Origin of the sequence: Mycetocola zhadangensis (genome assembly GCF_003668565.1) — a bacterium.
Classification (GTDB): Bacteria; Actinomycetota; Actinomycetes; order Actinomycetales; family Microbacteriaceae; genus Mycetocola_A; species Mycetocola_A zhadangensis.
In genome coordinates this window covers 866,038-877,919 of the sequence record NZ_RCWJ01000001.1, presented here as the reverse complement: position 1 = coordinate 877,919, position 11,882 = coordinate 866,038, and the positions used below count along the sequence as shown (strand labels likewise).

Sequence of the window (11,882 nt, the reverse complement as noted above, 5' to 3'; positions counted from 1 at the left end):
AACGCCTACAGCGTTGCCGGCCCGACCCAGGGAGGCGACTTACGCATGAACCCAGATGCACGAGGGAGTAACTCAGTGTCGGAGCAGAATTTTGACATCGTCATTCTCGGTGGTGGAAGTGGTGGTTACGCAGCCGCATTGCGCGCGAGCGAACTCGGATTCACCGTCGGACTTGTAGAGAAGGACAAGCTCGGTGGCACCTGCCTCCACCGCGGCTGTATCCCAACAAAGGCCCTTCTGCACTCCGCAGAAGTCGCCGACGTCTCACGCGAGTCGTCGAAGTACGGTGTCAACGCGACGTTCGACAGCATCGACATCGCCGGTGTCACGTCGTACCGCGAAGGCATCGTTGCCAAGAAGTACAAGGGACTTCAGGGCCTGATCAAGGCTCGCGGCATCACGGTCATCGAGGGTGAAGGTCGACTGACCTCCCCGACGACCGTGCAGGTGGGCGACACCACGGTCACTGGCAAGAACGTCATCCTTGCCACCGGCTCATACAGCCGTTCGCTTCCCGGCCTCGACATTGGCGGCCGTGTGATCACGAGCGAGCAGGCTCTGGCACTCGACTTCGTGCCGAAGAAGGTTGCTGTCCTCGGTGGCGGCGTTATCGGTGTCGAGTTCGCGAGCGTCTGGAAGTCCTTCGGCTCCGACGTCACGATTATCGAAGCTCTCCCCCACCTCGTTCCCAATGAGGACGAGGCCATCAGCAAGGGACTCGAGCGCGCATTCCGCAAGCGCGGCATCAACTACTCCCTCGGAATCCGGTTCCAGTCGGTCACCCAGGACGAGACCGGCGTCGTTGTCACTTTGGAGAACGGCACCACCATTGAGGCGGAACTCCTCCTCGTTGCTGTCGGACGCGGACCGTCGACCGCCAACCTCGGCTACGAAGAGGTCGGCGTCAACATGGACCGCGGCTTCGTTCTCACGAACGAGCGCCTCGAGACCAACATCCCCGGGCTGTACGCCGTCGGCGACATCGTCCCCGGACTTCAGCTTGCACACCGCGGATTCCAGCAGGGCATCTTCGCTGTCGAGGAGATCGCTGGGCTCAAGCCAGTGCTCATCCCCGACGTGAACATCCCCAAGGTCACCTACTGTGACCCCGAAGTTGCCTCCGTCGGCCTGAGTGAGGCCAAAGCCGCCGAGCAGTACGGCGCCGACAAGATCAAGGCATACGACTTCAACCTGGCCGGAAATGGCAAGAGCGAGATCATCGGAACCACCGGAAACGTCAAGGTCGTTCGTGTGATCGACGGTCCAGTTGTCGGTGTGCACATGATCGGTGCCCGCGTCGGAGAACTCATCACCGAAGGCCAGCTCGCGGTGAACTGGGAAGCGTACCCGGAGGACCTCGCTCCTCTGATCCACGCGCACCCCACGCAGAGCGAAGCACTCGGCGAAGCGTTCCTCGCCCTCGCCGGAAAGCCACTGCACGCACTTTAGTTCTCGCCCGCCGCGGGCGCGTTCGTCACTAAGCTCAATACAGCAAGAATTGGTTTCAAAGGAGACAAGGTCATGTCAGAATCCGTAAGCCTTCCGGCACTCGGTGAGAGTGTCACCGAGGGTACGGTCACCCGCTGGCTGAAGAACGTCGGAGACCGAGTAGAGGTCGACGAACCTCTACTCGAGGTATCGACCGACAAGGTCGACACCGAAATCCCGTCGCCCATCGCCGGAGTGATCGAAGAGATCCTCGTGCAGGAAGACGAAACGGTAGAGGTCGGTACGGCTCTCGTCAAGATCGGTGACGGTTCTTCCGCACCGGCCGACGACGCCGCACCTGCCGCTGAGACCGAGTCGGAAGAACCAGCGGCAGAAGCACAGGAAGCGGAGTCGCCGTCGGTTCAGCCGTCGACCGAGGTTCCTGAGGAAGCCGAAGCTGCACCCGCAGAAGCCCCGGCTGATGCACCGGCACCTCCGGCACCCGCAGCCCCGGAGCCCGCTCCGGCCGCTCAGGCGCCCGCGCCGGCACCGGCGGCTCCTGCTGCCCCAGCACCGGCCGCACAGCCAGCAGCACCGGCAGCAGCACCAGCAGCACCGGCAGCACCGGCAGGTGGAGAGTCGCTCGGCGGCGGATACGTCACGCCGCTCGTGCGTCGCCTCGCCAACCAGCAGGGTGTTGACCTCTCCACGGTCACCGGTACCGGTGTCGGTGGGCGCATCCGCAAGGAAGACGTCCTGCAGGCCGGTCAGGCAGCATCCGCTTCTTCGGCTCCCGCCAAGGCAGCCCCGCTCGAGATTTCACCGCTGCGCGGAACCACGAAGCCGATGTCTCGTCTTCGTAAGGTCGTCGCTGAGCGCGCCGTCCAGTCGATGCAGACGTCTGCCCAGCTGACCACGGTGATCGAGGTTGACGTCACCAACATCGCGACGCTTCGCGACAAGGTAAAGGCCGACTTCCTTGCCAAGACCGGCAACAAGCTGTCGTTCCTGCCGTTCTTCGTCAAGGCAGCTGCCGAAGCGCTGACCGCATACCCCGTGATCAACGCCACCATCGATGGTGACTCGATCGTCTACCCCGACCACGAGAACGTCTCGATCGCCGTTGAGACCGAGCGCGGCCTGCTCACCCCTGTGGTGCGCAACGCAACCGACCTCAACATCGCCGACACGGCAGCACAGATCGCAGATCTCGCTGACCGCACCCGCGCGAACAAGCTGAAGCCGGACGAACTGTCCGGTGGCACCTTCACGGTGACCAACACCGGTTCACGTGGAGCGCTCTTCGACACCCCCGTCGTGTTCCTGCCGCAGTCGGCCATCCTCGGAACCGGCATCGTCGTGAAGCGTCCGGTTGTTGTGAAGGCAGCCGGCCAGGAGGCCATCGCGATTCGTTCCATGGTTTACCTCGCCCTGTCATACGATCACCGCATTGTTGATGGTGCGGATGCCGCTGGTTACCTCGTTGCGGTCAAGAACCGTCTTGAGGCGGGCGCGTTCGAGGCTGACCTCGGCATCTAGTCCAGAAAGTCACCCGGGCACCGCAAGGTCCCGCACCCGCCAGCCGGCGTTCGTCTTCATCACGAGGACGAGCACCGGCTGGCTTTCTTTGTCCCCGGCCGGATGCACTCGGAAGAGCGCAGCGTGCCCGGTGTGCTGGAGCAGCGCCGTCTCTTCCGCGGCGATCGGACCAGCGATGAGCGGCTCACCCTTCGTGCTGAGTGCGTGCTCATCGGTGGCCTCTGCCGCTGATCCCGGCTCAGCGAACAGCGAGATGCAGTTCAGGCTTCCCGTGGCAAGGCACCGGGAGCGCAGGGCGAGAAGAGCGGTCAGCGCGGCCAGCGGTTCGTCCGCTTCCACCGCCGCCTTTTCTTTCTCGGTCATTGTCAGCTCGGGCAGCGATCGCCGCTCTGTTGAACCGTCGTTCGCGCCCACCGCATCTTCGGTATCGGGCAGGACGACGAGCCCGCCCCAAACGACGGCGACCGCCACTCCGGTCGCAACGACGAGCATTGTGGCGCGTCCCCGAAGGACACGCGAGAACCATCCGCCCAAACCTGTCGCGTGGGCAGCGAGCTTTCGCGAAAGCGAGGAGGTGTCGGTGATCTCGGCGAGGGCCCCGAGCCCGGTGCTGTCGAAGAGACCCGCCAGCCAGCCGGGGGCGTGGCGCTGACGGCCAGCGGCCGGGTCTTCCCGGTTCACCGAACCGATCAACGATTTGGGGTCACTCCCTGGAACCCTCAATTCCGGCGGGTCCGGCGCGAACGAGATGGGAAGCGGGTTCGCAAGCGCAAACAGCCTGAGGTCCAGCTGCGCGAAGAACGCATCATCCGCTTTGAGCGTCGCGACTCGATCGAACCAACGTAGCAACGACGCCACAGGTTCGTTCCCTCCCTCGTCGCATCGCTCGAACAAATGAGCCAACATTCTCCTCAGTGCAGCGATGTCCTGTCTCCTCAGTTCGGCGACCGTCGCGTCCCGCTCCGTCGCAACAGCTGGCGCGTCAATCAGCACAAGGAGTGGCCTGCCTTCTGAGGTGAAGCCAACAACCGCCGGAGAGAGCCCGCCGTGGGCGAAGCCAGCCTCGTGGAGCGTGTGAAGCGCCGACGCCACCGGCGCGACGACGGTGATGATCTCGCCGAGCGGCATCCGTTGGCGTATCCCCAGAAGGTCGGCAAGCGTCGCTTCGGTCCGCTCGGCGATCACCACCAGGTGACCGGCGTCGTCGGTGGCCACGTCGAGGGCACACTGCAAATGCGGCGAGGTCAGCGAGAGCGCAGCGCCAGGAATCTGGGCCTCGTGCGGAGCGTGTTCGAACCGTGTGAGGGCGACGGGTCGTTCCTCAGGAGCGTTTGCCCGGCCGCTCGCACCAGGCGCTGTGGTGGCGAGCCACGTCGTACGGTCAGCTTCGCGCTGGAGCACTCGAATGAGCCGGTAACCGCACACCTCGCTTACCGGGGACGCCGTCACGCCCTCACGGGTGCTCGGCTCATTCGCGTTACTCCCAATGGATCGGTTGTTGCGCGTCATGTCTCGATCTTCGCAATGAAGTCTCCGACTGCCGACTGAATGTTAGAGCTTCGTGGACTGGCAACGCACGTGAAGGCGCTGTTCAGGAATCGGCTTGCGAGTTTGCTCTGTGAGCTCCCTACGGCACATCCGGCGAACCAGAATGCCGGTATCCTTGACGGTATGGCACGCAAAGAGAAGCCAGCTAAGGCTGCGAAGGAACCAGGCCGTTTGAAGCAAATATGGCAGGTGTTCCAGATGACCCGCCGCTACGACAAGACCGCAGTCTGGTGGATTCTTCTCGGGTTCCTCGGAAGCATCGCCGTCTCCGTCGTTCTCGCCATCCTCATCTCGGGTGGCAGCGTTTTCGGCATGGTGCTCTGGATCATTGCCGGCGTGCTCACTGGCATCCTCGTTGCCATGATTATTCTCGGCAGGAAGGCCGAAAAGGCCGCATACAGCCAGATCGCCGGCCAGCCTGGCGCCGTCGGCGCTGTGTTCCGCAGTTCACTCCCCCGCGGCTGGCAGGGAAGCGAGATGCCTGTCAACGCGAACGCGAAGACTCAGGATGCTGTCTACCGAGCGGTTGGCCGCGGCGGAGTCGTTCTCGTCGGAGAAGGACCACGTTCCCGTTCATCGCGTCTCGTTGAAGACGAAAAACGCAAGGTGAAGCGCGTTCTGCCGAATGTTCCTGTCACGGTTCTTTTCGTCGGTCCGGACGAAGACTCGATCCCGCTGTACAAGCTGACGAAATCGGTGCGCAAGGTCAAATCGACGCTCACCAAGCCCGAAGTTCTGGCCATCATGAACCGTTTGTCTTCCCTGAGCACGAGCGGGCTGCCGATTCCAAAGGGCGTTGACCCCTTCAAGGTCAAGCCTCAGCGCGCGCGGTAAACCGCGAAAGCGGGCCCACGCTCAGGCGCGGATGAGAACCGTTCCGGCAACTTTGTCGTGGAAACCGCGCTGATCTGAATCCCAAACCAGCGCCGGAAGAACAATGATGAGCAGGGCTGTCCGAACAAGAGGACGCCAGACCCCGGCCCAACCGCCGGTGATACGGATGAGTCGGAGGCCGAAGATACGGTGGCCGATGCTTCCACCGAGTGTCGGCAAGAAGACTATCTGCATCAGAGCGAAGATGGCGGTGTTCGCCCACGCCTCACCGCCAAAGAACATCCCAGACACCAGCATGGCGACTATCCAGTCCAGTACCAGTGCTCCGATGCGCCGACCTGCGCGCGCGACGCTGTGCTGACCCGACTCCGGTAGCCCCAGTCGTTCGCCAGGAAATAGGCTCGGAGCGACGTCGCCGGATGATGCTGAAGGTCGGGTATTCGCAGGCATTGTTAAATCTTACGGGCGGTGACACGTGTAACATGCCAGAAACATGGGTGTCACGGTCGGGTAATCCCGGGTGCATACCCTTCAAAGAGGTTGCATCTTGCAGCCTTCTCGGTATCAACCTTCTATTGGAGTTCTCCATATGTTCAGCGATTCATCCGAGGTGCTTAAGTTCATCAAGGACACCGACGTCAAGTTCGTCGACATCCGCTTCACCGATCTCCCCGGTGTACAGCAGCACTTCAACATCCCGGCATCGACAGTCGACGAGGAATTCTTCACGGTCGGGCAGCTGTTCGACGGATCGTCGATCCGGGGATTCGCGAACATCCACGAATCGGACATGCAGCTGATTCCTGATGTGACGACCGCGTACATCGACCCGTTCCGTATCGAGCGCACACTCATCATCGTTTTCGATATCTACAACCCGCGTAACGGTGAGATCTACTCGAAGGACCCGCGCCAGGTCGCCAAGAAGGCGGAAAAGTACCTCGCATCCACCGGTATCGCCGACACGGCGTTCTTTGCCCCAGAGGCAGAGTTCTACATCTTTGACGATGTCCGGTACGAGATCAACCAGCACTCCAGCTTCTACTCGGTCGACTCGAGCGAAGGAGCCTGGAACTCGGGGCGCGAAGAGCCAGGCGGAAACCTCGCGAACAAGACCCCGTACAAGGGCGGCTACTTCCCGGTTAGCCCGGTTGACCAGCACGCTGACCTTCGCGACGACATCTGCATCAAGCTCGCCGACTCCGGGCTCATCCTCGAACGTAGCCACCACGAAGTCGGCACCGCCGGCCAGGGTGAGATCAACTACCGCTTCGACACCATGGTGCACTCGGCAGACGACATTCTCAAGTTCAAGTACATCGTCAAGAACACGGCCCAGCAGTGGGGCAAAACTGCCACGTTCATGCCTAAGCCCCTGTTCGGTGACAACGGCTCGGGCATGCACGTCCACCAGTCACTGTGGAACGGTGGAACCCCGTTGTTCTACGACGAAGCCGGCTACGGCGGACTGTCGGACATCGCCCGCTGGTACATCGGTGGCCTGCTCAAGCACGCTCCGGCTGTTCTCGCGTTCACGAACCCGACGGTGAACAGCTACCACCGCCTCGTTCCCGGCTTCGAAGCACCTGTGAACCTCGTTTACTCGGCTGGTAACCGTTCAGCATCCATCCGAATCCCGATCACAGGCACGAACCCCAAGGCGAAGCGCATCGAGTTCCGCGCGCCGGATGCGTCGGGTAACCCCTACCTTGCGTTTGCTGCTCAGCTGATGGCAGGCCTCGACGGAATTAAGAACCGTATCGAACCGCACGAGCCCGTTGATAAGGACCTTTACGAGCTTCCTCCGGAAGAAGCGAAGAGCATCCCCCAGGTCCCGTCGACGCTCGAAGGAGCCCTCCAGGCTCTCGAGGCTGACCACGAGTTCCTGCTTCAGGGCAACGTGTTCACGCGCGAACTGATTGAGACCTGGATCGATTTCAAGCGCGAGCACGAGATCAAGCCGCTCGCACAGCGACCGCACCCGTTCGAGTTTGAGCTCTACTACGGCGTCTAAGCCGGTAGATGAAACGGGCCGCACCCTTCGGGGTGCGGCCCGTTGTCGTTACTGGAACGACCAGCGATCCATGCCGGGGCATAAGGGCTAAGGGGTTCCGTAGAACTGCTTCTCGAACACCCTGCGTGACCGCCTGGTCACTGCGAGGTAATCCTCCTCGAGGCGGGCGGCCGAGCCGGACGGGTACGCCAGCACGCGCGCGATACCGTCAAGCTGCATCCTGTCGCTCGGCAACACGTCAGTGGTTTTGTTCAACCAGAGTGTCATCGCCGAGCGTAGCCGGGATGCGAAGATCCAGGCTGCTCGCAGGAGTTCCGCGTTATCGGCCGAAACGAGGTTGTTCTCGACAGCGACCTGCAACGCGCCCAGAGTGCTTGGTGTGCGAAGACCAGGGATTCCCGCTCCGTTCTCAAGCTGAAGCAGCTGGACGAACCACTCGACATCGCTCAGCGAGCCGCGTCCCAGCTTCACGTGACGTGACGGGTCGGCACCCTGCGGTAGCCGTTCGTTCTCCACTCGCGCTTTGATTCGCTTGACCTCGCGTACCGCTGCTTCAGAGATCTCCGCCGGGTAACGAATCGCATCAGCGAGTTCTTCGAAATCGGCGATGAGGGCTGAGTCCCCCGCGACGCCCTGCGCGCGGAGAAGAGCCTGCGCCTCCCAGGCTAGCGACCACCGGCTGTAATACGCGCGGTAGGAATCAAGGGACCTCGTGACTGGGCCGTTCTTCCCTTCGGGCCGAAGGTCCACGTCGAGGTCGAGCGGTAGGCGATGGTCTTCGCTCAGGCGGTTGAGCTCGGAGACGATCCGGTTCGCGGCCTTGTGCGTCTGTTCCTTATCCAGGGCCGTTGACCGGTACACGTACATCACATCGGCATCGGACCCGAAGCCCAACTCTGCTCCACCGTAACGCCCCATGCCAATCACAGCGAACTCGAGGTCGTTTTCGCCGAGGCCTTCGGTACGGCGGATCAACCGAAGCAAACCACGGATCGTCGCTGTCGTGATGTCGGTCAATCCCCTGCTCAGCTCGGGCAGTTCGATCACGTCGAGGACGCCGCCGAGCGCAAGCCGGAGAATCTCTCGACGCCGCACCCGACGAATGGCCTGTGCGGCCGCGGCATCGGTGTCGTGACGCGCGAGGATAGCCCGCATCTCATCTTCGATCGCGCTGAGCGACCGACTGTGCAGGTCACTGTCGTCGGCGAGCCAGGCGGCGGCTTCGGGGATGTGGTCGAGCAGCTCACCGATGAAGCGGGATCCGGAAAGCACTCGGGTGAGGCGCTCCGCAACGCCGGATGAGTCGCGCAATGTCCGCAGGAACCAGTGAGTGCCGCCAAGCGATTCGCTCAGTCGGCGAAACGCAATGAGCCCATAGTCAGGGTCGGCACCATCCGCCAGCCAGCGAAGCATGACCGGCAGGAGGTGCCGCTGGATGGTCGCCCGCCGAGACACACCGGTGGTGAGCGCGGCGATATGGGAAAGCGCGCCCTTCGGGTCACGGAAGCCAATCGCGGCGAGGCGCGCTTCGGCCTGTGCGGGGCTGAGCGCAACCTCCTCCTCCGGGAGCGCAGCGACCGCTGCGAGAAGGGGACGATAGAACAAGCGCTCGTGGAGGCTGCGCACTTCATGCTTGGTGCTTTCCCACAGTGTGACGAGCGCATCGGCGTTAGGGGCCAGGGTGGACGCCCTGGCCAGCACACGCAGTTCATCCTTGTCTTGCGGCATGAGGTGCGTGCGGCGAAGGCTGCCCAGCTGTAACCGGTGCTCAAGAACCCGAAGCAGTCGGTAATCGGCGGCGAAGGCGTTAGCCTCTTCCCTCCCGATGTAGCTGTTTGCGCTCAATGCCTCGAGCGCGCCGAGCGTGCTTCGTTGGCGCACCTGCTCGTCGACGGCCCCGTGGACGAGCTGGAGCAATTGAACGGTGAACTCAATGTCTCTCAACCCGCCAGGGCCAAGCTTGAGTTGATAGTGCACCTCGTCAGCGGGGATATTCTCAGTCACGCGCTCGCGCATCCGCTGGACGGAGTCCACGAAGTTCTCCCGGGAAGCGCTCGACCATACGAGGGGCGCCACAGCGTCGACGTACTCTCCACCCAACTCCAGGTCACCCGCGAACGGCCGAGCTTTGAGCAGCGCCTGGAATTCCCAGCTCTTCGCCCAACGTTCGTAGTAAGCGAGATGCGAATCGAGCGTGCGGACGAGCGCGCCCTGCTTGCCTTCCGGACGGAGGTTCGGATCAACTTCCCACAACTCGGGCTCGATGCCCGCCTGGCCGAGGCCCCGCATGGAGAGCATGGCCAGTCGCGTGGCAACGTCGATGGCGCGGGGGTTCGAAAGCCCCGCGCTCTCGTTACCCGCGGCGACGAAGATCACATCGACGTCACTGACGTAGTTGAGTTCGCCCGCGCCTGCCTTACCCATTCCGATGACCGCGAACCGGGTCGCACGCACCTCATCTTCACTGAACACCATTGGCCCGTTACCCGGCTGGGTGATTTGGGTCCGAGCGACAGCGATCGATGCTTCGAATGCCGCAGCCGCGGCATCCGACAGCGCAAGGGCAACATCGTCAAACGCGGCGACTGGATCGTCTGTTCGCAAGTCGTGCGCTGCGATGCGCGCGAGCCAACGGCGGTATCGCACCCGGAGGCGCAGCCAACCATCTTCCTCGGTGTGTTCGGCGAAGCCATCCACGGCTCCGACAGAATCGAGCAGGCTGTCGACCAACTCTTCACGGGTCGGCAGTCGGCGAGGCCGATCAGGGAGCCGTAACAATTCGTCGGGGTGGCGGTGGAGAAAGTCAGCAAGTCCGCTTGACGCGCCGAGGATCCGGACCAAAGTTTTGGTGCGCCCGGCGCTGGTCAGCAGCTCGCTCACCTGCACGGGGTGTGAACGCCCGAGACGCACGAGGCTGGTCAGCGCCTGGTCGGGGTCCGCTGCCCGTCCGAACAGGGGAAGCAGTAGTTCACGATCAACTGCCACAGTGGTGTCGAGCTCGTCCAGGAGCGCGCGAACACCGCTCAGCCCGGAGAAACCGAGCCGAGCGAGTTCGCTCAGCGTTGTCTGGTCGCGTCGCATTCGGTGTCGCTACCGTCGCATCGTTAGAGGATTTCGATGTTCTTCTCGAGTTCGTACGGCGTCACCTGGGCGCGGTACTCCTGCCACTCCTGCCGTTTGTTGGCGAGGACATAGTTGAACACCTGCTCTCCGAGTGTCTCGGCAACGAGCTCGGACTCTTCCATCAGCTGCGTGGCGTGGTCGAGGCTGGCAGGGAGCGCCGAGTAACCAAGCGCGCGACGTTCGGAGTCGCTGAGACTCCAGACGTTGTCCTCAGCTTCGGGCGGCAACTCGTATCCTTCTTCGATGCCCTTGAGCCCGGCGGCCAGGAGCAACGAGTACGCCAGGTACGGGTTGGCTGCTGAGTCGATAGCGCGGTATTCGACACGCGCGCTCCCGCCCTTGTTCGGCTTGTACAGGGGAACCCTGACGAGTGCGGAACGGTTGTTGTGTCCCCACGTGACAAAGCTCGGTGCCTCGGCCAGTCCGTTGCGGCCGACAGTTCCCCACAGACGCTTGTACGAGTTCACGAACTGGTTGGTGACGGCGGTGATTTCAGGAGCGTGCTGCAGCAAGCCAGCGATGAACTGACGGCCGACGCGGGAGAGCTGGTACTGCGCACCTGCCTCATAGAATGCGTTGCTGTCACCTTCGAAGAGCGACATGTGCGTGTGCATGCCCGAGCCCGGCTGGTCCGAGAGGGGTTTCGGCATGAACGTGGCGTAGACGCCCTGCTCGATCGCCACCTCTTTGATGACCGTGCGGAACGTCATGATGTTGTCAGCCGTGGTCAGGGCGTCCGCATAGCGCAGGTCGATCTCGTTCTGGCCAGGGCCAGCCTCGTGGTGGCTGAACTCGACCGAAATACCAAGATCTTCGAGCATCCGGACCGACCGGCGACGGAAGTCATGGGCAGTGCCACCGGGGACGTTGTCGAAGTAGCCGGCCGAGTCGACTGGGACTGGCCCTTCTTTGCCGAGCTTGGCTGACTTGAGCAGGTAGAACTCGATCTCAGGGTGGGTGTAGAACGTGAACCCGCGGTCGGCGGCCTTGGCGAGTGTGCGCTTGAGAACGTTGCGGGGGTCCGAGACGGCTGGGAGCCCGTCGGGCGTGGTGATGTCGCAGAACATCCGTGCGGTCGGGTCGATCTCGCCGCGCCATGGAAGCAGTTGGAACGTGGTGGGGTCAGGCACAGCAAGCAGGTCGGACTCGTATGAACGACTCAGGCCTTCAATGGCTGAACCGTCGAAGCCGAGCCCTTCAGCGAAGGCTCCCTCGACCTCAGCCGGGGCGATAGCAACTGACTTGAGTGTGCCGACGACGTCGGTGAACCACAGTCGAACGAACTTGACTCCCCGCTCCTCGATAGTACGAAGAACGAAGTCACGCTGCTTGTCCATTCACTCCCCTTAGCTGTTCCGCGCTGGCTGCCCTCATAGGCTATCCGTTCCCACACCTC

At 62.6% G+C, this 11,882-nt stretch carries 8 protein-coding genes; 4 read left to right on the top strand and 4 right to left on the bottom strand.

What is annotated here, in order from left to right:
• The first annotated feature begins 75 nt into the window (after window positions 1-75).
• Both lpdA and sucB read left to right on the top strand, forming a co-directional pair.
• Complete coding sequence (gene lpdA / locus D9V28_RS04235) at window positions 76-1,449, top strand: dihydrolipoyl dehydrogenase (protein ID WP_121658412.1); 1,374 nt, start codon at window positions 76-78, stop codon at window positions 1,447-1,449.
• 72 nt (window positions 1,450-1,521) lie between these two features.
• A complete protein-coding gene (gene sucB, locus D9V28_RS04230; RefSeq protein ID WP_121658411.1) occupies window positions 1,522-2,967 on the top strand; it encodes a 2-oxoglutarate dehydrogenase, E2 component, dihydrolipoamide succinyltransferase in 1,446 nt (481 codons plus the stop codon).
• Between the two features lie 9 nt (window positions 2,968-2,976).
• Here the strand turns inward: sucB and D9V28_RS04225 are convergent, their stop codons facing one another.
• Complete coding sequence (locus D9V28_RS04225; protein ID WP_121658410.1) at window positions 2,977-4,476, bottom strand: serine/threonine-protein kinase; 1,500 nt, start codon at window positions 4,474-4,476, stop codon at window positions 2,977-2,979.
• Window positions 4,477-4,638: 162 nt separating this feature from the next.
• Here D9V28_RS04225 and D9V28_RS04220 point away from each other — a divergent pair, with 162 nt between their 5' ends.
• On the top strand, window positions 4,639-5,349 hold the full coding sequence (locus D9V28_RS04220; protein WP_121658409.1) for a DUF4191 domain-containing protein: 711 nt from the start codon (window positions 4,639-4,641) through the stop codon (window positions 5,347-5,349).
• A gap of 21 nt (window positions 5,350-5,370) precedes the next feature.
• Here the strand turns inward: D9V28_RS04220 and D9V28_RS04215 are convergent, their stop codons facing one another.
• Window positions 5,371-5,799 (bottom strand): RDD family protein, encoded by a 429-nt coding sequence (locus D9V28_RS04215; RefSeq protein ID WP_121658408.1) that lies wholly within the window; start codon window positions 5,797-5,799, stop codon window positions 5,371-5,373.
• 139 nt (window positions 5,800-5,938) lie between these two features.
• On the opposite strand from D9V28_RS04215, the gene glnA reads away from it, so the two are divergent.
• Window positions 5,939-7,363, top strand: coding sequence for a type I glutamate--ammonia ligase (gene glnA / locus D9V28_RS04210; RefSeq protein ID WP_121658407.1), 1,425 nt, complete (start codon window positions 5,939-5,941; stop codon window positions 7,361-7,363).
• An 87-nt stretch (window positions 7,364-7,450) separates the two neighbouring features.
• Here the strand turns inward: glnA and D9V28_RS04205 are convergent, their stop codons facing one another.
• Both D9V28_RS04205 and D9V28_RS04200 read right to left on the bottom strand, forming a co-directional pair.
• Window positions 7,451-10,444: a bifunctional [glutamine synthetase] adenylyltransferase/[glutamine synthetase]-adenylyl-L-tyrosine phosphorylase gene (locus D9V28_RS04205; RefSeq protein ID WP_121658406.1), complete on the bottom strand. Its 2,994-nt coding sequence runs from the start codon at window positions 10,442-10,444 to the stop codon at window positions 7,451-7,453.
• A 23-nt stretch (window positions 10,445-10,467) separates the two neighbouring features.
• Window positions 10,468-11,823 (bottom strand): glutamine synthetase family protein, encoded by a 1,356-nt coding sequence (locus D9V28_RS04200; protein ID WP_121658405.1) that lies wholly within the window; start codon window positions 11,821-11,823, stop codon window positions 10,468-10,470.
• Window positions 11,824-11,882: the final 59 nt, after the last annotated feature.

Coding starts and splice junctions, on each gene's coding strand:
- D9V28_RS04220 (WP_121658409.1), top strand. CDS start 4,639: ATGGCACGCAAAGAGAAGCCAGCTAAGGCTGCGAAGGAACCAGGCCGT.
- glnA (WP_121658407.1), top strand. CDS start 5,939: ATGTTCAGCGATTCATCCGAGGTGCTTAAGTTCATCAAGGACACCGAC.
- D9V28_RS04225 (WP_121658410.1), bottom strand. CDS start 4,476: ATGACGCGCAACAACCGATCCATTGGGAGTAACGCGAATGAGCCGAGC.
- D9V28_RS04200 (WP_121658405.1), bottom strand. CDS start 11,823: ATGGACAAGCAGCGTGACTTCGTTCTTCGTACTATCGAGGAGCGGGGA.
- sucB (WP_121658411.1), top strand. CDS start 1,522: ATGTCAGAATCCGTAAGCCTTCCGGCACTCGGTGAGAGTGTCACCGAG.
- D9V28_RS04205 (WP_121658406.1), bottom strand. CDS start 10,444: ATGCGACGCGACCAGACAACGCTGAGCGAACTCGCTCGGCTCGGTTTC.
- D9V28_RS04215 (WP_121658408.1), bottom strand. CDS start 5,799: ATGCCTGCGAATACCCGACCTTCAGCATCATCCGGCGACGTCGCTCCG.